Source organism: Solimonas fluminis (assembly GCF_002930645.1).
Taxonomy (GTDB): Bacteria; Pseudomonadota; Gammaproteobacteria; order Nevskiales; family Nevskiaceae; genus Solimonas_A; species Solimonas_A fluminis.
The window spans coordinates 115,380-138,248 of sequence record NZ_PSNW01000009.1; the positions used below are offsets into that span (position 1 = coordinate 115,380).

The 22,869-nt window shown below is 68.5% G+C and carries 21 protein-coding genes; 7 read left to right on the forward strand and 14 right to left on the reverse strand.

Annotated features, from left to right (window positions below; translation table 11 throughout):
* Positions 1 to 70: 70 nt before the first annotated feature.
* A complete protein-coding gene (locus C3942_RS15985) occupies positions 71 to 1,102 on the forward strand; it encodes an isocitrate/isopropylmalate family dehydrogenase (RefSeq protein ID WP_104231367.1) in 1,032 nt (343 codons plus the stop codon).
* Positions 1,103 to 1,169: 67 nt separating this feature from the next.
* Here C3942_RS15985 and fadA read toward each other — a convergent pair whose 3' ends face one another.
* Together fadA and fadB are read right to left on the reverse strand one after the other, a co-directional pair.
* Positions 1,170 to 2,330: an acetyl-CoA C-acyltransferase FadA gene (fadA, locus tag C3942_RS15990; protein WP_104231368.1), complete on the reverse strand. Its 1,161-nt coding sequence runs from the start codon at positions 2,328 to 2,330 to the stop codon at positions 1,170 to 1,172.
* A 34-nt stretch (positions 2,331 to 2,364) separates the two neighbouring features.
* Positions 2,365 to 4,515, reverse strand: a complete 2,151-nt coding sequence (gene fadB, locus C3942_RS15995) for a fatty acid oxidation complex subunit alpha FadB (RefSeq protein ID WP_104231369.1) — start codon at positions 4,513 to 4,515, stop codon at positions 2,365 to 2,367.
* A 562-nt stretch (positions 4,516 to 5,077) separates the two neighbouring features.
* Between fadB and C3942_RS22380 the strand changes: the two genes are divergently transcribed.
* The 3 genes from C3942_RS22380 to C3942_RS16010 all read left to right on the forward strand — a co-directional run bounded on the left by C3942_RS22380 (position 5,078) and on the right by C3942_RS16010 (position 7,784).
* A complete protein-coding gene (locus C3942_RS22380) occupies positions 5,078 to 5,797 on the forward strand; it encodes a histone (protein ID WP_104231370.1) in 720 nt (239 codons plus the stop codon).
* An 81-nt stretch (positions 5,798 to 5,878) separates the two neighbouring features.
* On the forward strand, positions 5,879 to 6,808 hold the full coding sequence (locus tag C3942_RS16005) for an ArsR family transcriptional regulator (protein ID WP_104231371.1): 930 nt from the start codon (positions 5,879 to 5,881) through the stop codon (positions 6,806 to 6,808).
* A gap of 136 nt (positions 6,809 to 6,944) precedes the next feature.
* Positions 6,945 to 7,784 carry an Abi-alpha family protein gene (locus tag C3942_RS16010; RefSeq protein ID WP_104231372.1) on the forward strand — a complete coding sequence of 280 codons (840 nt, stop codon included), beginning with the start codon at positions 6,945 to 6,947 and terminating at the stop codon, positions 7,782 to 7,784.
* 28 nt (positions 7,785 to 7,812) lie between these two features.
* Here the strand turns inward: C3942_RS16010 and C3942_RS16015 are convergent, their stop codons facing one another.
* Positions 7,813 to 9,069 carry a DUF445 domain-containing protein gene (locus tag C3942_RS16015; protein WP_104231373.1) on the reverse strand — a complete coding sequence of 419 codons (1,257 nt, stop codon included), beginning with the start codon at positions 9,067 to 9,069 and terminating at the stop codon, positions 7,813 to 7,815.
* Between the two features lie 102 nt (positions 9,070 to 9,171).
* Here C3942_RS16015 and C3942_RS16020 point away from each other — a divergent pair, with 102 nt between their 5' ends.
* On the forward strand, positions 9,172 to 10,452 hold the full coding sequence (locus C3942_RS16020; protein ID WP_104231374.1) for a hypothetical protein: 1,281 nt from the start codon (positions 9,172 to 9,174) through the stop codon (positions 10,450 to 10,452).
* A gap of 4 nt (positions 10,453 to 10,456) precedes the next feature.
* On the opposite strand, the gene dnaQ is transcribed toward C3942_RS16020, so the two are convergent.
* Genes dnaQ through C3942_RS16035 form a run of 3 tightly spaced genes read right to left on the reverse strand, consistent with a single transcriptional unit; the run spans position 10,457 to position 12,404 of the window.
* The gene (gene dnaQ, locus C3942_RS16025; RefSeq protein ID WP_243393632.1) at positions 10,457 to 11,182 is read right to left on the reverse strand and encodes a DNA polymerase III subunit epsilon; all 726 of its coding nucleotides are present in this window, start codon (positions 11,180 to 11,182) and stop codon (positions 10,457 to 10,459) included.
* A complete protein-coding gene (gene rnhA / locus C3942_RS16030; protein WP_104231375.1) occupies positions 11,179 to 11,637 on the reverse strand; it encodes a ribonuclease HI in 459 nt (152 codons plus the stop codon). The genes dnaQ and rnhA overlap by 4 nt, the downstream gene beginning before the upstream one ends.
* Positions 11,634 to 12,404, reverse strand: a complete 771-nt coding sequence (locus tag C3942_RS16035) for a class I SAM-dependent methyltransferase (RefSeq protein ID WP_104231376.1) — start codon at positions 12,402 to 12,404, stop codon at positions 11,634 to 11,636. The genes rnhA and C3942_RS16035 overlap by 4 nt, the downstream gene beginning before the upstream one ends.
* A gap of 40 nt (positions 12,405 to 12,444) precedes the next feature.
* Here C3942_RS16035 and gloB point away from each other — a divergent pair, with 40 nt between their 5' ends.
* Positions 12,445 to 13,236 carry a hydroxyacylglutathione hydrolase gene (gene gloB, locus C3942_RS16040; protein WP_104231377.1) on the forward strand — a complete coding sequence of 264 codons (792 nt, stop codon included), beginning with the start codon at positions 12,445 to 12,447 and terminating at the stop codon, positions 13,234 to 13,236.
* Positions 13,237 to 13,715: 479 nt separating this feature from the next.
* A complete protein-coding gene (locus tag C3942_RS22385) occupies positions 13,716 to 13,865 on the forward strand; it encodes a hypothetical protein (protein WP_165797485.1) in 150 nt (49 codons plus the stop codon).
* A gap of 54 nt (positions 13,866 to 13,919) precedes the next feature.
* Here C3942_RS22385 and C3942_RS16045 read toward each other — a convergent pair whose 3' ends face one another.
* The 8 genes from C3942_RS16045 to C3942_RS16080 are packed head-to-tail and all read right to left on the reverse strand — an operon-like array spanning position 13,920 to position 22,869.
* Positions 13,920 to 15,338 carry a TolC family protein gene (locus C3942_RS16045; protein ID WP_104231378.1) on the reverse strand — a complete coding sequence of 473 codons (1,419 nt, stop codon included), beginning with the start codon at positions 15,336 to 15,338 and terminating at the stop codon, positions 13,920 to 13,922.
* A 26-nt stretch (positions 15,339 to 15,364) separates the two neighbouring features.
* Positions 15,365 to 16,609, reverse strand: coding sequence for a hypothetical protein (locus C3942_RS16050; protein ID WP_104231379.1), 1,245 nt, complete (start codon positions 16,607 to 16,609; stop codon positions 15,365 to 15,367).
* Positions 16,590 to 17,762, reverse strand: coding sequence for an ABC transporter permease (locus C3942_RS16055; protein WP_243393633.1), 1,173 nt, complete (start codon positions 17,760 to 17,762; stop codon positions 16,590 to 16,592). Before C3942_RS16055 ends, C3942_RS16050 begins: the two co-directional genes overlap by 20 nt.
* Positions 17,759 to 18,922: an ABC transporter permease gene (locus C3942_RS16060; protein WP_104231455.1), complete on the reverse strand. Its 1,164-nt coding sequence runs from the start codon at positions 18,920 to 18,922 to the stop codon at positions 17,759 to 17,761. Before C3942_RS16060 ends, C3942_RS16055 begins: the two co-directional genes overlap by 4 nt.
* Before the next feature lie 5 nt (positions 18,923 to 18,927).
* A complete protein-coding gene (locus C3942_RS16065) occupies positions 18,928 to 19,620 on the reverse strand; it encodes an ABC transporter ATP-binding protein (RefSeq protein WP_104231380.1) in 693 nt (230 codons plus the stop codon).
* A 3-nt stretch (positions 19,621 to 19,623) separates the two neighbouring features.
* Positions 19,624 to 20,838 carry an efflux RND transporter periplasmic adaptor subunit gene (locus C3942_RS16070; RefSeq protein ID WP_104231381.1) on the reverse strand — a complete coding sequence of 405 codons (1,215 nt, stop codon included), beginning with the start codon at positions 20,836 to 20,838 and terminating at the stop codon, positions 19,624 to 19,626.
* Positions 20,835 to 22,052, reverse strand: coding sequence for a non-ribosomal peptide synthetase family protein (locus C3942_RS16075; protein WP_104231382.1), 1,218 nt, complete (start codon positions 22,050 to 22,052; stop codon positions 20,835 to 20,837). The genes C3942_RS16070 and C3942_RS16075 overlap by 4 nt, the downstream gene beginning before the upstream one ends.
* Before the next feature lie 28 nt (positions 22,053 to 22,080).
* Positions 22,081 to 22,869: an alpha/beta fold hydrolase gene (locus tag C3942_RS16080; protein ID WP_104231383.1), complete on the reverse strand. Its 789-nt coding sequence runs from the start codon at positions 22,867 to 22,869 to the stop codon at positions 22,081 to 22,083.

A 22,869-nucleotide genomic window follows, 5' to 3' on the forward strand; every position in this document is an offset into this window, starting at 1 on the left:
GCCCCGTCCTGCCGGATGCCGCGGCAGCCGCTAGAGTGGCGACACCCCCCGAAAACAGCGAGAACCGCGCATGAGCAGCCGCATCGCAGCCACCCTGATCCCCGGCGACGGCATCGGCCCCGAGATCGTCGAAGCCACCCTGGCCGCCCTCGACGCACTGGGAGTGCCCTTCGACTGGGACATCCAGCAGGCGGGCCTGGCCGGGATCAAGAGTGCCGGCGACCCGCTGCCCGACGCGGTGCTCGACAGCATCCGCCGCACGCGCCTGGCCCTGAAGGGTCCGCTGGAAACGCCCTCGGGCAGCGGCTACCGCTCCAGCAACGTGCGCCTGCGCGAGGCCTTCAAGCTCTACGCCAACGTCCGCCCGGCGCGCACGCTGATTCCCGGGGGGCGCTACGACAACATCGACCTGATGGTCTACCGCGAGAATCTCGAGGGCCTGTACATGGGCTACGAGCACTACATCGCGATGGACGGAGACCCCGAGGCCGTGGCGATCGCCACCGGCGTCAATACGCGCCAGGGCTCGCACCGCCTGCTGGAATACGCCTTCGAGCATGCCATCGCGCTGGGCCGCAGGAAGATCGCCGTGGTGCACAAGGCCAACATCATGAAGGCGCTGACCGGCATCTTCCTCGACGAGGCGCGCAAGCTCCACAAGCAGAAGTACCAGGGCCGCATCGAGATGCAGGAGGTGATCATCGACGCCTGCGCGATGAAGCTGGTGCTGAATCCCTGGCAGTTCGACGCGCTGGTCACCACCAACCTGTTCGGCGACATCCTGTCCGACCTCGTTGCCGGCCTGGTCGGCGGACTGGGCATGGCGCCGGGCGCCAACATCGGCGCCGACGCGGCGATCTTCGAGGCGGTGCACGGCTCGGCGCCGGACATCGCCGGCAAGGGCATCGCCAACCCGGTGGCGCTGATGCTGGCGGCGGCGATGATGCTGGACCATGTCAAGCTCGGCGAGGCGGCGGCGAGGCTGCGCCGCGCCATCAACGACACCTTCAACGTCGACAAGGTCCGTACCGGCGACCTGGGCGGCATGGCGGATACAAAGGCCTTCACCCAGGCGCTGGTGGCGCGCATCCGCAACGGTTGAGCGGATCGCGGGCAAAGAAAAAGGCCGGGTCTCCCCGGCCTTCTTCACTACGGCATGCCGCGACGGCTCACACGCGCTCCAGCACGGTGGCCACGCCCTGGCCCATGCCGATGCACATCGTGGCGACGCCGAACTGCGCGTTCTTCTCCTGCAGCACGTGCGCCAGGGCGCCGGTGATGCGTGCACCGGAGCAGCCCAGCGGGTGGCCCAGGGCGATGGCGCCGCCCTTGATGTTGATGCGGTCGGCCTTGTCCGTGATCTTGAGGTCCTTCATCACCGCCAGCGACTGCGCGGCGAAGGCCTCGTTGAGCTCGAAGTAGTCGATGTCGGAAATCGACAGGCCGGCGCGCTTCAGCGCCTTCTGCGTCGCCGGCACCGGGCCGATACCCATGATCGCCGCGTTGCAGCCGGCCGAGGCCATGCCGCGGATCTTCGCCAGCGGCTTCAGGCCCAGGGCCTTGGCCTTCTCGGCGGACATGATCAGCACGCAGGAAGCACCGTCGGAGATCGCGGAGCTGTTGCCGGCGGTGACGCTGCCCTTCGGGTTGAAGGCGGGCTTGAGCTTGCCGAGGTCGGCGAGGTTGGCATCGGTGCGGACCACTTCGTCGTAGTCCACCAGCAGCGGCGCGCCGTCGGCATCGTGGCCTTCCACCGCGACGATCTGGTTCTTGTACTCGCCGTTCTTGAAGGCCGCATAGGCCTTCTGGTGCGAGGCCAGCGCGAACTCGTCCTGCTGCTGGCGGTTGATCTGGTGGGTCTGCGTCAGCATTTCCGCGGTCAGGCCCATCATCGCCGAAGCCTTGGCGGTGTTGAGCGTCAGTTCCGGGTCGCCGTCGAAGCCGTGCGTCATCGGCACGTGGCCCATGTGCTCGACGCCGCCGCAGATGTAGGTGTCACCCATGCCGGACAGGATGTTGCCCACGGCGGTGTGGATGGCGGTCATCGAGGAGCCGCAGAGGCGGTTCACGGTCTGGCCCGAGACTTCCTTGGGCAGGCCGGCCAGCAGCAGCGCGTTGCGGGCGATGTTGAAGCCCTGCTCCAGGGTCTGGATCACGCAGCCCCAGATCACGTCTTCCACTTCCTTGGGGTTCACCGCCGGGTTGCGGGCGAGGATCGCCTGCATCAGGTCTGCGGACAGCTTCTCGGCGCGCACGTTGCGGAACACGCCATTGCGCGAACGACCCATCGGGGTGCGGATCGCGTCGACAATCACAACTTCAGTCGTCATCTCAAAATCTCCGGAATTCTTTCGTGCGCGAGACTTACTTGGGGAAGTAGGTCTTGCCTTCGGCGGCCATCTTCTTCATCGACTCGGTCGGCTCGTAGAGCTTGCCGAGGTGGGCGTACTGGGCCGCCTTCTCGAGGATGGTCTTCATGCCGATGGTGTCGGCGTACTTGAGGGCGCCGCCGCGGAACGGCGGGAAGCCGATGCCCAGGATCAGGCCCATGTCGGCCTCGGTCGGGGTCTCGACGATGCCCTCGTCCAGGCAGCGCACGGTTTCGATGATCATCGGCAGCATCAGGCGGTCGATGATCTCCGCTTCCGTGAATTCCTTCTTCGGCGCCTTGGCCACCGAGGCGATCAGCTGCTCGGTCTCCGGGTCGATCTTCTTGACCGGCTTGCCCTTGGGATCGGTCTCGTACTTGAAGAAGCCGATGCCGTTCTTCTGGCCAAAGCGCTTGTTCTCGTACATCACGTCCAGCGCGGACTTGAATTCCTTGTTGGACATGCGGTCCGGGTAGCCCTCGGCCAGCACGTCGCCGACGTGGTGCGAGGTGTCGATGCCGACCACGTCCTGCAGGTACGACGGGCCCATGGGCCAGCCGAAGCCTTCCATGACCTTGTCGATCTGCAGGTAGTCGCCGCCGTCACGCAGCAGGGCCGACCAGCCGCCGAAGTACGGGAACAGGATGCGGTTGACCAGGAAGCCCGGGCAGTTCTTCACCACGATGGCGTTCTTGCCCATGGCGGTGGCGTAGGCGACCGTGGTGGCGATGGCCTCCTTGGAGGTCTTCTCGCCGTAGATCACCTCGACCAGCGGCATGCGGTGCACCGGATTGAAGAAGTGCATGCCGAGGAAGTTCTCGGGCGCCTTCACGGCGGTGGCCAGCTCGTCGATGGAGATCGAGGAGGTGTTGGAGGCGATGATCGTGCCCGGCTTGACCTGGGACTCGACCTCGGCCAGCACCGACTTCTTGATCTTCGGGTTCTCGACCACGGCCTCGACCACGATGTCCACGGTCTGGAAGTCGCCGTAGTTCAGCGTCGGGCGGATCGCCGCCAGGATCTTGCCGGCCTTCTCCGGGGTCAGCTTCTTGCCGACCTGCTTGGAGACCAGCTTGTTGGCCTCGCTCATGCCCAGGTCCAGCGCCTTGTCGGCGATGTCCTTCATGATGATCGGCGTGCCCTTGGAGGCGCTCTGGTAGGCGATGCCACCGCCCATGATGCCGGCACCGAGCACGGCGGCCTGCTTCACCGGCTTTGCAATCTTGCCGGCGGCCTTGGCCTTCTTCTTCAGCAGCTGGTCGTTCAGGAACAGGCCGATCAGCGCGTCGGCGGCGGTGGTCTTGGCGATCTTGGCGAAGGCCTGGCCCTCGATCTTCAGCGCCTCGTCACGGCTCTTGCCGGCGGCCTTCTGGATCGCGGTGACCGCGGCCAGCGGCGCCGGGTAGTTCTTGCCGGCCTTGCCGGCGATGAAGCCCTTGGCGGTCTCGAAGACCATCATGGATTCCATCATGTCGAGCTTGAGCGGGCCGGTCTTCTGTGCGCGGCGCGCCTTCCAGTCGTACTTGCCGGCGATGGCCTGCTCCAGCAGCTTCAGCGCCGCGGCGCGCAGCTTCTCCGGCGCCACGACGGCGTCGACGGCATGAACCTTCAGAGCGGCATCCGGCTTGACCGGCTCGCCGCCGGCGATCCACTCGATGGCATTGTCGGCGCCGATCAGGCGCGGCAGGCGCACGGTGCCGCCGAAGCCCGGGAACAGGCCCAGCTTGGCTTCCGGCAGGCCGACCTGCGCGGTGGCGCTGGCCACTCGGTAGTCGGTCGACAGCGCCATCTCGAAGCCGCCGCCCAGGGCGACGCCGTTGATGACGGTCACGGTCGGGAACGGCAGGTCCTCGATCGCGGAGAAGACCTTGTTGGATTCGACGGTCCAGCCCGCGATCTCTTCCTCGGAGGCCTGGAACTTGCTGCCGAACTCGGTGATGTCGGCGCCGACGATGAAGACGTCCTTGGCGCTGGTCACGATCAGGCCCTTGATGTCGCCGGCCTTGGCCAGCACGGCACCGGCTTCGCCCAGTTCCTTGACGGTAGCGGCGTCGAACTTGTTGATCGCGTCGTTCTGGCGGTCAAAGCACAGTTCGGCGAGACCGCCGTCGAGCTTGGACACCCGGATGGATTGCCCCTGGTACATGGTCACCTCTTGGGATTTAAGAAAAAAGTGGAAATTGCGCGGCGAAAGACGACCGCAGCCGAAATGAAGAGGCGGCAATCATAACGACCGCCCCCCCCTCCGACAACCGAAACCGGGGTCGCCCGGCCGCCCGGGGCGGCGCCTAAACCTGCGCCACTGAAAAATTTTTGACACTGATTCATCACACGCCCTACACTCCGGAAAAGCTTGCAGGGGAAATGTCAAGGGGAGTTGGACAGCTGCAGGAAGGCGGCGAATCCGGCCAGGGGAGCGGCACCACAAGAAGCCGCCGGCACGGATCATGGCTCAGAAGGCCGGGAAAGGCCGTTGGCTCCTGTGGAAAGTTCAGATCGGCCGGTTGCCGCGCGCGACCGTTGGTGCGATCGACATTTTCACTCCAGACTGGATTCGCTTGGTGCCGCCCGTTTCGGGAGGCAAAGGTAAAAGAATGTCGCCTCGCAGCGGCTTGGCCGCTGCAGGATGATGATCCGGCGCGTCGCGTCGACCGCCCATGAGTCCCTGGCCTACCGTGGCCGCTACACGTTTGGAGCTTGTTGAACTTATGAAGAAGCCGAGCAAATCCAGCGGCAAGGCCGCGAAGAAGACCGTTTCCAAGGTCAAGGCACAGGCCAAGAAGGCCCAGAGCACGGCCAAGAAGACCGTCGCCAAGGTCAAGGCGCAGGCCAAGAAGGCCCAGAGCACGGCCAAGAAGACCGTCGCCAAGGCCAAGAAAGCCGTGAAGAAGCCGGTGGCCAAGGTCAAGGCGGTCGTCAAGAAGGACGTGGCCAAGGCCAAGAAGGCCCAGGCCGCCGTCAAGAAGCAGGTCGCCAAGGCCAAGACCGCCGTCAAGAAGGACGTCGCCAAGGCCAAGGCCGTGGTGAAGAAGGACGTCGCCAAGGTCAAGGCGGTCGTCAAGAAGGACGTGGCCAAGGCCAAGGCCGCGGTCGAGAAGGTCGTCGCCAAGGCACCGCTGCCCAAGCCGGTGGCCAAGCCCGCCGCCAAGCCCGCCGCCGCGAAGCCGGCTCCTGCCCCGGCCGCCCCCAAGGCCAGCCCCGTGGCCAAGGCCAAGGCCAAGATCAGCGAGGCCACCGACAAGGTGGTGAGCGCGGTCCAGGCCATCACCCCGTCGCCGCTGTCGCGCGCCTTCCTCGCCACCTCGCAGGGCAAGAAGGAAGCGGCTACCGCGCCGGCAGCGGCTCCTGCCGCGACCCCCGCCGCGGCGGAAGCCGCCCCGGCCGCCGAGCCGCAGCCGCAGCCCAGCCAGGGCAGCCTGCTGCCCTGAGCGGCAGACACAAAAACCCGCCGGGTTCCCCCGGCGGGTTTTTTTTGTGTCTAATGGGCGCAGAACCATCCGCCTATCCGCATGACACTGTCCCTTGAACAAAGTACCGAGGTCTGCAGCCTGCTGGCCGACGCCAGCCGCCTTCGCCTGCTGCTGCTGCTGGAGACGCACGAACTGAGCGTGGCCGAGCTGACCGGGATCACCGGCCTGGCGCAGAGCCGCGTCTCCACCCACCTGGCCCGCCTGAAGCGTGCCGGCCTGGTACAGGACAAGCGCAGCGGCAGCTCGGCGCTCTATTCCGCCGCCGGCACCGCCGGGGCGGTGGGCGAACTCTGGGAACTGCTGCGGGGCCGCCTGGACGACGCCCAGCTGCGGCTGGACCGCGAGCGGGCCGAGGAGGTGCTGCGCAGCCGCAGCCCCGGCCAGACCTGGGCCGAGTCGGTGGCCGGCCGCATGGAGCTGCACTACTCGCCGGGACGGACCTGGGAAGCAACGGCGCGGGCGCTGATCGGCCTGCTGGATCTCGGCGACGTGGTCGACATCGCCAGCGGCGACGGCGTGCTCGCCGAGCTGATCGCCGAGCGGGCCCGCAGCGTCGCCTGCGTCGACATCAGCCCGACCGTGATCGCCGCAGCCCGCAAGCGCCTGGCTCCCTTCCGCAACGTGCATTTCCATGAAGCGGACATGCATGCCACGCGGCTGCCGGACGCAGCGGCGGACCATGTCTTCGCGATGCATGCGCTGGCCTATACCCGCAACCCCGACAGGCTTCTGGCCGAGGCTTTCCGGCTGCTGCGCCGCGGGGGACGGCTGGTGGTGGCGGCGCTGAACTCGCACCGGCACGAAGCCGCGATGCAGGCCTACGACCACGTCAATCTGGGCCTGCAGCCGGCCCGGCTCCAGCGCCTGCTGGAGACCGCAGGCTTCGCGGTGGAGCACTGCCGCGTCACCTCGCGGGAGAGCCGTCCGCCCTACTTCGAGGTCGTCACCGCGCTGGCCCGCAAACCCTAGGAGCCGGCATCCGCGGCGGATCGGCACGCCGTCGATCCGGGTGGGTCGGCAGACCCGCGAGCGCGGCCGCAGGGCCATTCATCTGACGTATGCTTGCAGCGGACACTAGACGCATCCGCATGCCAGAGGCTTCCGAGTGAGCGCCAACGACCCGAAACAGGACGACAACACCGCCGGCCGCGCCCTGGCGGTCAATGACGGCGCCGTGGCCAACGCACGCCGTGCCGGCCGCTTCGCCGCCAGCTTCCTGAGCCGGCTGCCGGGCGCCGACATCGCGCAGGAACAGTTGCGCAAGGCGGAGAAGGCGCTGTTCGCGACGCTGAAGGAGCGCATGGAGCGTGCCGCCGAGGACGAGCCGCCGGCCGGCGAAGGCCAAGCCGCGGGAAGCAGCGCCGGGGCAACCCGGACGCGCAAGCCCAAGGTCGAGCGCACCTACATGCTGCCCTTGCCGCAGCCGCCCTCGCGCATGTTCGCCGACCTGCTGCAGCAGGCGGTGGACCAGACCAAGCCCCAGGCCTACGACTATCTCTTTGCCGCGATCCTGCGCGAACTGGTGCCGGACGAGGCGCGCATCATCTCCTTCCTGTCCGACGGCGCCCGCCACGCGGTGATCCAGCTGCACAGCGGCACCCTGCTGGGCTCGGCGCAGTCGCGCACCCTGGTGATGGAGAACGTCAACGCGGTGGCCAAGAACGCCGGGGCCTCGCTGCACGAATCCGGCCACTACTATATCGGCCGCCTGCGCCGCCTGGGCCTGATCGAGTTCGGCCCCGAGGATCCGCAGCTGCTGGTGCAGTACCAGCTGATCGAGAACAGCAGCGAGATGCGCCAGACCATCGCCAGCATCGAGTCCAAGCCGCGCCAGCGCGCCAGGATCACGCGCGAGACCCTGCGCCTAAGCGTGACCGGGCAGCAGCTGTGGCGTGCCTGCGGCGGGGCCAGCGTGCAGCCGAAGCTGGCGGCGCCGGGCAAGTAGCCACTCGCCCGCGGGAGCCGGCTGACTGCTAGTGAGCGGGAATGCTGCCCAGATGCAGCATCACCTGCACCTGCATCTCGCCGACCAGGAAGCCGAGCACGGCGCCGACGGTGATCAGGATCCATTCGTCCTGCTGGAAGGCGGGGCGCAGCAGGGCCTCGAACTCGTCCTCGGTCAGCTCCTGCATCTTCACGGTGAGGGTGCTGCGCAGGTCCATGGCGGTGCCGACGTAGCCCTCCATGTGGCGCAGCGTGTCCGGCAGGGTCTCCACGATCTTGTCGGCGATCATCTGCTTCATGTCGCGGTACTGGCGGCTGCCCACGGCGAACATGACGACGCGGCGCACGATGCCGGCCTGCTCGTCGATCGATCTCTGCACCTGCTTGGTCACCATGTGGAACAGGCGGTCGGAGAAGGGGCCGCGGAGCACGGCCTCCAGCACGTTGCGCGGGGTGACCACCTCGGCAGCGATCAGCGCGCCGTACTCGGCGGCCACTTCCTTGCGCCGCTTGAGGAACAGGCCCTGCCAGGTGAACAGGCCCAGGTACTTCGTCGGCTTCTTGGGGTAGAAGATCATCTTCAGCGCCAGCCAGTCGGTGAACCAGCCGGTGAAGCCGCCGAACAGCGGCATGACCCAGGGGCTGTGCGTCAGCGCCCAGGTCACCGCCTGCACGCAGCCGATGACGAAGCCGAAGTAGATGCCGGAGCGGGCGATGAAGCGGAACTCCTCGTGCCCGGCCTCCTGGAAGATGCGGTTGAGCAGGCGCTTGTCGCGCATCAGCGCCCGCACGACCATGTCCGTCAGGTCGAACATGTCGTCGATGTTGTTCTTCAGGTCCACCATCATCTGGCGGACGATGTTGGGGGCCTCGGCCTGGATGCGGCGGATGATGGCCTGGCGCACGGAATCCGGCGCCGCTTCCCAGAGACCCGGCGAATAGTGCGAGGCCACCTCGTGGGTGATCTTCTCCACCTGCTCCAGCAGCGGCCCCTCGATCTCGCGGGCGATCTGGTCCGGGTCCAGGCGCCCGAAGATGTCCTGCGGCTTGAGCAGGCGCTGGGTCATGGTGTCGCAGGCGATGCTGGCCATGATCGCGGCCTTGCGCGGCACGATGCCCTGCCAGCCCAGGTAGGGCTTGATGCCGAGGAATTCGATGGGCTCGAACATCATGCGGATCGCCACCAGCTTGGTGACGTAGCCGATCAGCGCCGCCACGAAGGGCATGGAGGCGTAGATCAGCCAGTTCGCTTGCACATCCGCCAGGATTTCAGCCCAGGACTGCATCCGCAGGTCCCCCGTTCGTGTCGTTATGCGGCGTTTATGCCACAGACCCGGCGCGCTTTCCTATGGTCCGGATAGAATCGGGGCACGTCACGGGGGTCAAGCATGGAAGCCGGCATCCGCCCGATCGCAGTTGGCATCGTTGCCGCGTACCTGCTGGCGGGGGCCGGCGTGCTGGCGGCGGCCTGGCTGCGGACCGGCCGTATCGACCAGCCGGCGACGCTGGCCATCGCCGGGCTGGCGCTGATCGCGGGGCTGGTCATGGCGGCCCTGCTGTCGATGATGCGCGACCCGCGCGGCATGGTGTTCTTCGGCGTCTTCTTCGGCCTGGTGGTGCTGCCGCAGGTCCTCGCCTTCGGCCTGTTTCCCGACCGCCTCCTGCGGCAGGACCCGCTGCCCGCTCCCGCCGGCACCCCGGCGCCCGAGCGCATTCCCGGCGCCGACGCGCCGCTGCAGGTCACCGATCTCACCCCGGGGGTGCTGGACGCGCGTCGCGCCCTGCTGTCGGTCTATGCCGACGGCAGCCAGGTCATCGAGGTCATCTACGATGGGGAGGCGCAAGCGCGCCTGCGCTTCCTGGCGGAGTACCAGAACCAGCCGCCCCCGCTGGAATCGCTGGGCCGCTACAGCGGCGTGCTGACGCAGGAGGAGCGCCACGCCAGCTTCCACGCCGTGGACGGCCGGCGCCTGCTGCGGATCACCGCCGTGGACCGTGCCATCCTGGAGCACCGCCTGCGCGGGATGGATGCTCCCCCGCCCGGTCCGGCGGCCTCCGCCGCTGCCGCAACGCCGCCGGAGCCGCCCGTGGCCGTGCTGGCGGCCGCGCTGGTGCTCTACAGCCTGTTCGTGGCCTGGGTGTTCCTGCGCCTGGCCACCTGGGCCGCGAGCCATGCCGCGATGCCCGGAGTGCCTGTGCAGACCGCAACGGCGCTGCGGCAGCGCCTGCTGCGCCTGGGCCGGCAAGACCTGCCCTTCACGGTGCGCCCCGGCGATGCGCCGCAGGAACTGATCGCCGAATGGCGCCATGCCGAAGCCACCTGGCTGGACCTGATGCGGCTGCGCCACGTGAACCGGGTGGTCCGCTATCGCCTGCGCCTGGACGAGGATCGGGCGCAGGTCCGCGTGCGCGAGTTCCAGGCCGCCTTCGACGCCTCCGCGGGCGCAGGCGGCGCGGACCTGAGCTACCGCGCCACCTGGGGCGTCAGCTTCTTCGACCGCCGGGTCGAGGGCGTGCTGGGCCTGCAGTTGCGCGACGGCAAGCCGACGGGCGAGATCGCCCATGCCTGGCGCTTCGACATCGACGAGATGCGCTCACCGCTGGTGCAGGTGATCACGGCGGCGGGCTGGGAATGGCGCCACGTCCTGGTCGACGCGCGCTGGCTCTAAAGCCTCAGGCGGCGGGAAGTTCGCCGGCCCACAGGCACTTGCCCTTGTCGGCCAGCTTCTTGAGCTTGGCCAGGTGGGCCTCCTGCTCGGCGGCATCGGGCGCCAGCACCGGCAGCGGCGCGGCGCTGGCGCCGAGCAGTTCGACGAAGCGCGAGCGCGAGGCGCCGCCGCCCTCCTCGCTGTCCAGCATCAGGCGGTTCTGGCCGCCGGTCATCGACAGGTAGACGTCGGCCAGCAGGCGGGCGTCGAGCAAGGCGCCGTGCAGGTCGCGGCCGGAGTTGTCCACCTCGTAGCGCTTGCACAGCGCGTCGAGGCTGACGCGCTGGCCGGGGTGCATCTTGCGCGCCATGGCCACCGTGTCGGTCACCTCGCAGACGTCCTCGATGCGCCGGGTGAAGCCCAGGCGCCCGAACTCGGCATTGAGGAAGCCGACGTCGAAGGCGGCGTTGTGGATGATCAGCTCCGCGCCTTCCAGGTAGTCCCAGAGTTCCTTGGCCAGCTCGAAGAACTTCGGCTTGTCGGCCAGGAACTCGTTGGTGATGCCGTGGACCTCGATGGCGCCGCGGTCGATCTCGCGCTCCGGGTTGATGTAGCGCCAGAAGTTGTTGCTGGTGTAGCGGCGGTTGACCAGCTCGATGCAGCCGACTTCGATGATGCGGTGGCCCTGGCTGGCTTCCAGGCCCGTGGTTTCGGTGTCGAGGATGACCTGGCGCTTCATGGCGGCGCTCATGCCGCCGCTCCCTTCTGCTGCGCGAGCAGTTCGTCGATGCCCTGGTTGGCCAGGCGATCCGCCGCCTCGTTGCCGGGGTGGCCGGCATGGCCCTTCACCCAGTGCCATTCCACCTGGTGACGCGAGGCCGCGGCATCCAGGCGCTGCCACAGGTCCTGGTTCTTGACCGGCTTCTTGTCGGCGGTCTTCCAGCCGCGCTTCTTCCAGCCCGGGAGCCATTCCAGCAGGCCGGAGCGCACGTAGACCGAGTCGGTGTAGAGCTGCACGACACAGGGCTCGCGCAGGGCTTCCAGGGCGCTGATGGCGGCCATCAGTTCCATGCGGTTGTTGGTGGTCAGGGCTTCGCCGCCCTTGAGGTCCTTGCGGGTGCCGTTGTACTCGAGCAAGGCGCCCCAGCCGCCGGGCCCCGGGTTGCCCCTGCAGGCGCCGTCGGTATGAATCACGATCTGCTTCACGTCGGGTGTTTTTCCAATGAGGCCTGCGATTGTGCCGCGGGAGCGGTCACGCCGACCAGCGGCTTGACCTGGGCCCGCTGCGCGCGGCCGATGAAGTTGACCGGGATCACGCGCTTGCGCGCCACCAGCATGTAGGCCTCGGACAGCGGCGCCAGCAGCGCGCCGACGCTCCAGGGGCCGCCCGCGGTGCGCGGTTCCAGCCAGGGAAAGCCGACGCCGAAGCGGCGGATCTCGGTGACCTCGAAGTCCAGCAGTTCCAGCCAGTCGCAGATGCGGCCGACCCCGTGGAAGCGGGCGCCCGCGGGGAAGGCGCGGTAGCGCAGCCCGACCAGGCCGCGCATCGCCCAGCCGCTCCAGGGACTGAAGCCGAGCACGAACAGGCGGCCTCGGTCGTTGAGCACCCGGTTGACCTCGCGCAGCACGTTGTGCGGCGAGCGGCTGAACTCCAGGGTATGCGGCAGCAGCACAGCGTCCACGCTCTTGCTCATCAGCGGCAGCTGCTCCGGGTCGATCAGCGCCGAGGAGGGCTCGCCGCCGACGGTGCCGAGCACCGCCTTGTGCAGCGTCTCGGCGCAGCTGATCAACTGGTTGTCCAGACCCCAGCTGCCGATCTGCAGCACGTGGCGGCCGAACACCTCCGGCAGCACGCGGCGCACCTCGCCCTCCTCCAGCGCCAGCAGGCGGCGCCCGCGCGGCGAATGCAGCCACAGGTCCAGCGTATGGCGGGTCAGCGGCAATCCGGAAAGATGGGCTCGCGTCGAGGGCATGGTTTGACCGGACCGGAATCAGGCACCAAGATCATACGCCATGCAGATCATCCCGATCCCGGCTTTTCAGGACAATTACCTCTGGACCCTGGTCGAGGGTTCACGCGCCGTCGTGGTCGATCCGGGCGACGCCGCCCCGGTGCTGCAGGAGCTGCAGGCCCGCGGCCTCGGCCTGGAGGCCATCGCGGTCACCCACTGGCACCCCGACCATATCGGCGGCATCGCCGAACTCTGCCGCCAATTCAAGGGCATACCGGTCTACGGCCCGGCGGCCGAGGAGAAGCGCATCCCCGGCCTGACCCAGCTGCTGAAGGAGGGCGACCGCGTCACGCTGCTGGACCTGCCCTTCCAGGTGATCGCGGTGCCGGGCCATACGCTGGGTCACATCGTCTACTACAGCCCCGGCATCCTGCTCTGCGGCGACACCCTGTTCTCCGCCGGCTGCGGCCGCCTGTTCGAGGGCACGCCCTCGCAGATGCATTCCTCGCTGTCGCGCCTGGCGGCCCTGCCGCCGGAAACCCTGGTGTACTGCACCCACGAGTACACCCTGAGCAACCTGGCCTTCGCGCGTGCCGTGGAGCCGGACAACGGCGCCATCGCCAACCAGCTGATGCGGGTCCGCGCGCTGCGCGGCAACCGCGAGCCCAGCCTGCCGACCACGCTGGCGCTGGAGAAGCAGATCAACCCCTTCCTGCGCACCGAAATGCCGGCGGTGGTGCAGTCGGCGCGCCAATGGTCCGGTGGCCGGCTGCCGGACAGCGTGGCGGTATTCACCGCGCTGCGCAGCTGGAAGGACCAGTTCAAGGCGCCGGCGGAGATCGGGACGGTCTAGGGCCTGTTAACACTACGGCCGCCGGTGCGATGCCACCAGATTTGCCGCCAGGCACGACGCGAGGAGGGCGTTGGGTGGGCCCCAATAACCGACGAGGCCATTGGCCCAGGCTGCGGAGCGACTCAATGTCGCTCCGCAGTAAGCCCGATGGCCCGCATGGCGGCAAATCTGGTGGCACCCGGAGGGCGGGACCGTTTTGGCGCAGGGCGTTGTCCCGCCCCGCTGATGTACGTCCAGTACACGGCGCGTGCCGGGACTGAGCCCTGCGCCAAAACGGTCTCCGTCGCAGCGACGGCCGTAGGGTTAACAGGCCCTCGGCAGCTGCGCCGCCGGGCCGCTCCCCGCATTTCATCCCCTGATTCGCCGCCGCTCGTCGGCGGCCGAAAATCCCGTGCCAGCAACGTGAGACTTTATCTACAGACAGCCTGTGTGCAAGGGAGCACATTGGGGCCGTCACCCCCCATCCCACGGAGATGCCGATGAGCCTCACGCAGCGCCAGATGCCCTCGCTGGGCGAAGTCCGTCCGACGTCTCTCCAGGGCCAGCGGCAGGCGCCGCAGCTTCCCACGGGCAGCAGCGTAGCCATCCCCCTGCGCGGCCCGACGCTGCCGGCACCCGGCAGCCGCTGAGCCGTCAAGCCTTTGCTCCAGGCCCTGCGCACCCGGTGCGCAGGGCCATATTTTTCAGTCCCCCATCACCGGGTCCCGCACCAGCAGACCGTCCAGCTGCACCAGGTCCTGCAGCACCAGCTGGCCGGCCACGGCCTTGAGCCGCAACACCGACAGCAGGTACTCGTAGCGCGAGCTTTCGTAGTTGCGCTGCGCGGCGTAGCGCTGCTGCCGTGCGTTGAGCACGTCGATCGCCGAACGCGTGCCGATCTCCAGGCCCACTTCGCTGGCTTCCAGGGCGGTCGCGCTGGAGGCCATGGCCTGCTTCAGGGCATGGACGCGCGCCGCGCCGGTGGTCACGGCCTGGAAGGCATTGCGGGTATTGCGCTCCACCACGCGGCGAGCGCCGTCGTATTCCGCCAGCCGCTGGCCGCGGACGGCCTCGGCCTGGCGGATGCCGGCGCGGGTGGCGCCACCGGAGAACAGCGGCAGGCGCACCCCGATGCCCACCGAGGTGCCGGACAGTTCGGTGGGAAACGCACCGGCTTCGCTGGTGGAATCCAGGTAGCTCGCCGTGGCGGCCACGGTGGGCAGCCACTTGGACCTGGCGGCGCTCAGGCCGCGATCGGCGACGCTGAAGTTCAGTTTCGCCGCCAGCAGGTCGAAGTTGCCCAGGCGGGCATGGGTTACCCAGGGCTCGACGCCGACGGGATCCGGCGTCGGCAGCGGGATGTCCTCCTGCAGGGCCGCCAAGCCCGGCTTTCGCGGCGCCGCCGGGTCCAGCGGCACCACGCGCACATTCTCGTCCTCCTCGATGCTGCGCAGCGGCTCGCGGGTGATCTCCTCCAGGGCTTCGATGGCGGTCGCCAGGGCCTGGCCGGCCTCCAGCTCGCTGGCCACGCTCAGGTCGTAGCGCGCCTGCACCTCCTGGGTGTCGGTGATGCTCGACAGGCCCACCTGCAGATGCTGGTTGGCCAGCTCCAGCTGCTGCTCCAGCGCCGCCTTCTCGGCCTGCGCCGAGCGCTGCGCGTCGCGCGCGCCGAGCACGCCGAAGTACAGCTCCGCCACGCGCAGCAGCAGGTCCTGCTCGCTGCCGCGGTAGTTCAGCTGCGCCAGCGCGGCCTGCTCGCTGGCTTGCTTGAACTGGTACCAGGCCTCGAGGCTGAACAGCGGCTGGCTCAGGGTGACGCTGAGGCTCTTGTCGGTGCCGTCGTTCTTGCGCGACAGCGGGATCGCCGCGCCGCTGGTCGGGTCGACGTAGGTGACTTCCACCTCGGTGTCGTTGAACACGTAGTCGTAGCTGCCGCTGAGCTGCGGCAGCAGCATCGCGCGGGCCAGGGGCTTGTTCTGCAGCGCGGCCTCGCGGGCATAGCGTGCGCTGGCCAGCGTGGCGTCGTTGGCCTGGGCCAGCCTGTAGACGCGCAGCAGGTCATTGGCCTGCGCCAGGCCCGGAACGAGCAGCAGCAGGCACAGCAGGCGGCGGATGTTCGGCATGATGATGGGGTCTTCCAGGTAGGGGGTCAGTCGCCTTCGGCGACGCGCCGCTGCAGGTAGTCGACGAAGGCGTCGAAGCGCCCCTCGCCCGACAGCACGCGCGGCAGGTTCAGGATCAGTTCCACCTGGCCGTCGACGCAGAACATGGCGGAGAAGGCACTGCCGCCGAGCGGATGGACGAACAGGTGCTTCAGCGTGAAGCCGGGGCAGCTCAGGGCCTCGGTGTCGATGCGGCCGAGGTTGGAGATGACGGCGGTCTCCATCGGCTTGCGCTTGCGGTAGTTCCAGCGCGTGCGCGACACCAGCAGATCGAACCAGCGCAGCGGCAGCCACTTCACGATGTCGAGGATGCGCGGATAGACCGTCTCCATCCGCTGCGCCAGCATGTCCTGCAGGCGCTGCTTGAAGTGCGCGATGCCGTCGCCCTTGTCCAGGCGCACGAACAGCATGTTGCTGAAGTTGGTGGTGGACAGCAGGCCCGGCACATGGCGGCGCAGGTCCACCGGCACCGCGATCAGCGCCGGCAGGTCGCTGCGCTGATGGGCGAACTCGGCCATGGCCACGGCGACGCGCGCCAGCATGTCCTTGCGCGGCGGTCCCAGCGGGATGCGCCGCCAGTCGTCGCCCATGGCGTCGCCGCTGGGTTCGCCGGTCAGCCAGGAGGTCCTGAAATGCTTCGAGGTGGAATGCGTGGTCCCCGTGCTGATCATCAGGTCGGTATCGCTGAAGGCGGCGTTGGTGCCCAGCAGCGGCTCGCCGCGCAAGGCGCGGAACAGCTCGCGCAGCAGGTGCAGCGCGCCGCCGCCGTCGACGATGGCATGCACGGTGCGCAGGATCACCAGGGAGCGCCCGTCGGTGCAGCTCACCAGCTGCAGTTCCAGCGTCGGACCATGCTCCAGCGACAGCGGCTCGGCGGTGATGAAGTCCGAGCCCTGGCTGGTCAGCGTGTCCCAGTCGCAGCCCTCGACGATGCGCAGGCGCGGCGGCAGGCCGTCGCTCTCCCAGCGGGCCTTGCTGCGCTTGCCCACCAGGCGCAGGCGCATGCCCGGGTTGACCGCGGTGGCCTGGTCCAGCGCGCGCTGCCAGTCCTGCGGCGCCAGGCGGCTGTCGGCCGTCAGCACGAACACGACGTCGCGCGGCCCCTCCAGGGTCCAGCGGCTGGTGCCGACGCAGGCGTGGTAGTACTCCGGCGTGGACAGGGGCCGGGAGATGCGGGTCTGCGGCGCCAGCGGCGGCAGTGCGGGAGCAAGCTCAGGCCGATCGAAGGGCATCGACAATCTCCAGTCGCGAAGCCTGGAGCGCCGGCAGCACGCCTCCGAGGATTCCCATGAACATCGAAAACAGCAGCACCTGAAAGGCGATGCCGGGGGTCATGACCAGGCGGAACACGACCTCCGAGAAGGTCTGCACGTTGGTCGTGGAAATCTCGATCATCTGCATGAAGGACGCCGCGAACAGCCCGGCGGCGCCAGCGACGAACCCCAGCAGGGCCGCCTCCTGGATGAAGGCCATCACGATGTTGCCGCGGCGGAACCCCAGGGCGCGCAGCGTGCCGATCTCGCGCGTGCGGTTGGCGACGCTGGCGTACATGGTGATCATGGCACCGATGATGGCGCCCACCGAGAAGATGATGGTGATGGTCTTGCCCAGGATGCCGATGAAGTTGGCCAGCTTCTCGGACTGGTCGGCATAGAACTGCCGCTCGCGCTTCACGTCGGCCTTGATCTGCGGCTGGCGCATCAGCGCCTCGACGAATCCCGTGTAGCTGCCCTCGTCGCGCAGCCCGACGACCAGCGAGGAAAAGGCCTGGCGCCGGAAGGCCTGCATCATCTGCTCGCCGTCGCCCCAGATCTCCGAGTCGAATCCGCTGCTGCCGGCGTCGAAGACGCCCACCACGTCCCAGTTGCGCATGCCGAAGGCGATGCTGTCGCCGATGCGCAGGCCGACGTTGCCGCGCGCCATCGCCGAACCGACGATGATCTCGGAGGATCCAGGGCGGAACTGCCGGCCGGAAACGATGCGGGCCTGCGGACGCATCTCCAGCCCGTTGGCCGTGGTGCCGCGCACGACGACGTTGGCCAGGCCGCCGGAACCCTTGCGGGGCATGTTGACCAGCACCAGCACCTCGCGCGAGATGCGTGCCCTGCCCTCGGGCGAGGTTGCCAGGCCCGGCAGCGACTCGACCATGTTGGCCTGCTCGCGGGTAATGGTGCTCTGCACCTCGGTCTGGGAACCCTGGCGGATGATCACCACGTTGCTGTCGGAGCCGGTGCCGCCGAGCGTGTGGCGCAGGCCCTCCGCCATCATCAGCACGGTGGCGAAGACGAAGACCACCAGGGCCATGCCTGCCGCGGTCAGCACGGTGGTCAGCTTGCGCGCATAGAGATTGCGCGCCACGTAGGAGAACGACAGGCCGGTCTTCACGTGACCGCCCTCAGGCCGTCGACGATGCGCACGCGGCTGCTGTTCCAGGCCGGCGCCAGCGCGGCGCAGATGCCTATCAGCAGCGACGAGGCGACCTGCAGCGCCACCGTGGCGGGCGTCACCGTGAACACCAGGAACAGGTCGCGCGTGGCACGGAAGAAGGCATCGGCCAGCGGAAAGGTCAGCGCCACGCCCAGCAGCCCGCCGGCCAGGGACATGCTCAGCGATTCACCCAGGATCAGCACCGAGACGAAGCGGTCATGGAAGCCCAGCGCCTTGAGCGTGGCGTACTCGCGCATGCGTTCGCGGGCGGCCATGGCCATGGTGTTGGCCATCACCGCCATGATGATCAGGATCACGACATAGGCCACGGTCTGGATCGCGATCAGGATCGTGTCCACCATCGCGATGAAGCCGAGCTGGAAGGCCTTCTGCGTCTCGGTGCGCGTCTCGGCCAGCGAGTTGCGGAAACCGCTGTCGATGGCTGCCGATACCGCAGCCGACTCGCCGGGGTCCTTGATGTTGATCACGAACACGCCGACGCGGTCGGCCAGGGACGGCAGCAGGGCCTTGATCTTCTCGTTGACGTAGCTCCAGTGCAGCAAGAACTGGCCCTCGTCGACCTTGTCGTCCGCGCCCTCGTAGACGCCGCGGATCGTGAAGCTCCAGGTGCCTGGATAGATGGTGCCCTTCAGAGGCACCTGGTCGCCGATCTTCCAGCCGTTCTTCTGCATGGTCTTGCGGCCGACGATGACGCCGCGGCGGTCGCGCTTGAAGGCCGCCAGCTGCTCGGGCGGCACGACGAACTCCGGGTAGACGTCGAAGTAGGTCTCGGCATCCACCGCGAACTGCGGGAAGAAGTGCTTCTCGTCGATGTAGATGCCGCCGAACCAGATCGCCCAGGTCACATCCTTGACCCCCGGCACGCGGCGGATGCGCTCGCCGTAGGTCACCGGCAGCGAGAAGCTCAGCGAGGCCTCGGCCCGCGTGATCAGGCGGGCGGAGGAACTGAGCTCGGCACCGGCGTACCAGGAGTCCACCACGGTGCGCAGCAAGCCGAAGGAGACGATCGCCACCGCGATGCCGGCAATGGTCAGGCCGGTGCGCAGGCGATGCCGCCACATGTTCTTGCTGGCGAGCCGGACAACGTAGGAGGCCATCATGGCTAGTGGCCTTCCCCGCCGCCGTCGATCAGCACGCCCTTCTCCAGGTGCACCAGGCGCCGCGCGCGGGCGGCGCACTTCGGATCGTGGGTCACCATGACGATGGTCTTGCCCAGTTCGCCGTTGAGCCGGTCCAGCAGGTTCAGCACGTCGTCGGCCGACTGGCGGTCGAGGTCGCCGGTGGGTTCGTCGGCCACGATCAGGGTCGGATCGGTGATCAGCGCGCGGGCGATGGCCACGCGCTGCTGCTGGCCGCCGGACAGCTCGTTGGGATAGTGGTCCATGCGGTCGGCCAGGCCGACCATGGCCAGCGCCGTCTCCACGTGGTCGCGGCGCTCGGCCTTGCCCAGCGGCGTCAGCAGCAGCGGCAGCTCGACGTTCTCGAAGGCATTGAGCACCGGCATCAGGTTGTAGAACTGGAAGACGAAGCCGACATTGGCCGCGCGCCAGGCCGCCAGGTCGTTCTCGGGCAGCGCGGCAATGTCCACGCCGTCGATCAGCAGCGTGCCGCTGCTGGGCTTGTCGATGCCGGCGATGAGGTTCAGCAGCGTGCTCTTGCCGGAGCCGGAGGGCCCCATCAGGGACACATAGTCGCCCGCGGCGATCTCCAGGTCGATGCCCAGCAGCACCGGTACCGGCTGGTTGCCGCGGCGATAGGTCTTGCCGAGGCTGCGGATGCTGATCAGCGCACTCATCGGCTACTTGGCCGCGGCCAGCTTCACGCGCTTGCCGTCACGCAGCTTGCCGGGATTCAGCACCAGGGTCTCGCCGGTCTTCAGCTCGCCCTGTATCTCCCGCACGCCGCCCAGCTGCACGCCCGCCTTCACCGGCACCGCACGCACCCGGCCCTCGCCGTCCACCACGTAGACGCGGCTGTCGGCACCCTCGCCCGCGATGGCCTCCGGGTTGGCGGCCAGCACCGGCTTCTGGTTGGCCACGTCCACCGCCCGGGACAGGAAACCGACGCGGGCGCTCATGTCCGGCAGGATGCTGGCGTCGGCATCGAGGATGCGCACCTTGGTGGTCACGGTGGCGCTGGAGCGGTTCACCGCCGGCACGACCACGCTGACCTCGCCGCGGTAGCGGCGGTCCGGGAAGGCATCCAGCACGATCTCGCAGGGCTGGCCGACCTTGATCGAGGCCAGCGAGGATTCGGATACCTCGGCGTCCACCTCCAGCGTGCTCATGTCGGCCATCACCACGACCGCGCCCTTGGCGTCCGCCGCCGACGACAGCGGCGTGACGATGTCGCCGACATTGGCCGAGCGCGAGATCACCACGCCGTCGAAGGGGGCGCGGATCTGGGTGTATTCCACGCCGCTGCGGGCGTACTCCTCGTTGGCCTTGGCGGCATCCAGCGCCGCCTTGGCGCTGGCCTGGCTGGCCACCGCACGGGCATGGCGCGACTTGGCGTCCTGCATGTTGAGCAGCGATACGAGCTTCTTCCTGAACAGCACGTTGAAGCGCTCGAGGTTGCGCTGGGCATCCTCCAGTTCGTTCTGCGCGGTGGTCAGGGCCGCCGCCGCTACCGCCGTATTGGCCACCGCCGCATGGTAGGTCGCCTCCACGTCGCGGCTTTCCAGGCGCGCCACCACGGTGCCTTCCTTGACGGTATCGCCCTCGCTGACGCCCAGCCATTCGACGCGGCCGGTGCCCTTGGAGGCGACCGCGGCCTTGCGCCGCGCCACGACGTAGCCGGTGGAATTCAGCAGCAGGTACTGCTGCGAGGGCCAGGCGGTGACCACCTGCGTGGTCTGCACCGACGCCGCCGAGGGCACCAGCATGTAGAGCAGCAGCAGGACGCCGGCACCGATCAGCAGGTGGCGGCGCTGCAGGCGGAACTTTCCCGAGGCCTTGGGCGCGGCCTTGCCGTCGCGGTTGACCCGCAGCTTGCCCAGATCGATGTCGTTCAAGTCGTCAGTCCTGCTTTGGTGAAATGCTGCTGGTAGGCGGCCACCAGTTCGTCGAGTTGGCCGCGGTGGTTGTAGGCGGCCGGTGCCGAGAAACTGATGACGGTGAAGTCCGGATAGTTCAGAAACACGGTGTTGAGCTTGCCCACCGCGCCCGGTATGCCGTAGATCATCGCGGCCTCGAAGCCCGGGAAGCTGTAGGTCTCGGCCCTCATGTTGCCCATCGACACCACGCCGCCGGTCGGCAGGCCGGGGTTCACGGTGTACAGCACGGTGTCGATCTTGGGACGCAGCTGGCGCACCATGAACCAGATCGGCAGCCACAGCAGGACGCGGACGCCGGGGAACTGGCGGCAGTCGGCGAAGGCGCGCAGGCGCTGGTTGAGCTGCTGCACCAGGGTCCGCGGCGTCGAGTCGGCCGGCACGTTCAGGCGCAGGTAGCCGGTCAGGTTGCCGATGCCCATCTCGTCGGTGCGCAGGCCGCGGTAGTCCACCGGAATGGTGAAGCCCACCTCGCCGGGCTCGCGGCGGCGGGCCCAGTCGGCCAGGAACAGCGCCGTCTTGGGCAGCAGCTGGGAGACGTTGTTGCCGATCACGGCGCGGCGCCAGACGTAGCTCAGCGTCTCGCGGCCGCTCTCGGCCGGCGCCAGCACCGGGATGCAGGAGACCGGCGCGGTCTTGGGTTCCTCGGGCACCTGGTCCTTGTGCTGCGCCTGCACGTCGAGATCGGTGATGCTCGACGAGGAGCCCTGCAGCGGCTCTCCGCGCATCGCCTTGCAGACCTCGTTGACCCAGTGCAGGAAACCGCGGCCGTCGATGGCGGCATGCAGCGTGCGGAACACCAGGCGGGTGCGGCCATCGCGGCAGGGCACCACCAGCACGTCGGCCACCGGGCCGCCGCGCAGGGCATCGAGGCGCTGCTGCAGGAAGGGAGCGCCCTGCTCGCTGTTGCCGTCCCAGTCGGCCAGCGGGAGGCCCCGCACCTGCGGCGCGATGCCGCTGTCCACCCATTTGGAGAAGCCCAGGAAGCCGCGCAGGCGCACGCGGATGGCCGGGTTGGCCTCGGCAGCCTGGTCGACGGCGCGCTGCAGCGCGGCGGGATCCACCGTGCCCGCGCCTTCGATGATGCCGTCGACGTGGTAGCGATAAACCTCGTTGAGCACCAGCGAGTAGCGCTCCAGTGCCGACACGCGGCGGACGTAACGGGGGGACTTCATGCCTTCTCCAGGGTGTTTCTTGTCGTTGTCAGGCGGCGATCCCGAGCGCCGGGGCGCCATCCACCGACAGGAAGCGGTCGACCAGCGCGCGCAGCGCGGCCGGCGATTCCTCGATGACGTAGTGGCCGCAGTCCAGCAGTTCCAGCTGCGCCCGGGGCAGCGTGCGCAGCAGGTGCTGACCGGCAGCCAGGCAGGGCGAGCGGCGTCCGTACACCAGCAGCACGGGGCGATCCAGCGCCGCCAGCTCGGCGTCCGGCTCGGAGGCCATCGCCAGCACGTCGCGCATCAGGGTGGAACCGAAGAACAGGGCCGAGAGGCGCTGGTGCAGGCGCTCGCGGCGGCGGCCGGTCAGGCCCACGAGGTGGTTCTCGACGTAGTCCGCCAGCGCCGCCGGCGAGGTCACGCCGAGCAGGCTGGGCGCCACGTAGTCGCGCGCCGGCATCGGCGCGTCCACCAGCACCAGGCGTCGCAGCTGCCGCGGATGGCGCAGCGCGAAGCGCAGGGCCACCAGCGCCCCCATGCTGTGGCCCACCAGGTCCACCGGCTGGCCGGAGAGGCCGTGGTGCGCGATCACCGCCTGCAGGTCCGCCGCCTGGCTGTCCAGGTCGAAGCCGGAGCCCGGGATGCTGCTGCCGCCGTGGCCGCGCTGGTCGTAGAGCACTACGCGGCGTTCGCCGGACAACGGCGTCGCCACCGACGAGTACCAGCTCGCCATGTTGCCCGAGACCAGGCCGTGCAGCATCACCACGGCCGAACCCTTGTCGCGGCCGAGGTCCATCGAGGACAGCTCGGCGCCATTCACGGAGATCATTTGCAT

Bases quoted from the DNA above. Each gene is read 5' to 3' on its own strand.
- C3942_RS15985 (WP_104231367.1), top strand. From the start codon at position 71: ATGAGCAGCCGCATCGCAGCCACCCTGATCCCCGGCGACGGCATCGGC.
- fadA (WP_104231368.1), bottom strand. From the start codon at position 2,330: ATGACGACTGAAGTTGTGATTGTCGACGCGATCCGCACCCCGATGGGT.
- fadB (WP_104231369.1), bottom strand. From the start codon at position 4,515: ATGTACCAGGGGCAATCCATCCGGGTGTCCAAGCTCGACGGCGGTCTC.
- C3942_RS22380 (WP_104231370.1), top strand. From the start codon at position 5,078: ATGAAGAAGCCGAGCAAATCCAGCGGCAAGGCCGCGAAGAAGACCGTT.
- C3942_RS16005 (WP_104231371.1), top strand. From the start codon at position 5,879: ATGACACTGTCCCTTGAACAAAGTACCGAGGTCTGCAGCCTGCTGGCC.
- C3942_RS16015 (WP_104231373.1), bottom strand. From the start codon at position 9,069: ATGCAGTCCTGGGCTGAAATCCTGGCGGATGTGCAAGCGAACTGGCTG.
- C3942_RS16020 (WP_104231374.1), top strand. From the start codon at position 9,172: ATGGAAGCCGGCATCCGCCCGATCGCAGTTGGCATCGTTGCCGCGTAC.
- dnaQ (WP_243393632.1), bottom strand. From the start codon at position 11,182: ATGAGCGCCGCCATGAAGCGCCAGGTCATCCTCGACACCGAAACCACG.
- C3942_RS16035 (WP_104231376.1), bottom strand. From the start codon at position 12,404: ATGCCCTCGACGCGAGCCCATCTTTCCGGATTGCCGCTGACCCGCCAT.
- gloB (WP_104231377.1), top strand. From the start codon at position 12,445: ATGCAGATCATCCCGATCCCGGCTTTTCAGGACAATTACCTCTGGACC.
- C3942_RS22385 (WP_165797485.1), top strand. From the start codon at position 13,716: ATGAGCCTCACGCAGCGCCAGATGCCCTCGCTGGGCGAAGTCCGTCCG.
- C3942_RS16045 (WP_104231378.1), bottom strand. From the start codon at position 15,338: ATGCCGAACATCCGCCGCCTGCTGTGCCTGCTGCTGCTCGTTCCGGGC.
- C3942_RS16050 (WP_104231379.1), bottom strand. From the start codon at position 16,609: ATGCCCTTCGATCGGCCTGAGCTTGCTCCCGCACTGCCGCCGCTGGCG.
- C3942_RS16060 (WP_104231455.1), bottom strand. From the start codon at position 18,922: ATGGCCTCCTACGTTGTCCGGCTCGCCAGCAAGAACATGTGGCGGCAT.
- C3942_RS16065 (WP_104231380.1), bottom strand. From the start codon at position 19,620: ATGAGTGCGCTGATCAGCATCCGCAGCCTCGGCAAGACCTATCGCCGC.
- C3942_RS16075 (WP_104231382.1), bottom strand. From the start codon at position 22,052: ATGAAGTCCCCCCGTTACGTCCGCCGCGTGTCGGCACTGGAGCGCTAC.
- C3942_RS16080 (WP_104231383.1), bottom strand. From the start codon at position 22,869: ATGCAAATGATCTCCGTGAATGGCGCCGAGCTGTCCTCGATGGACCTC.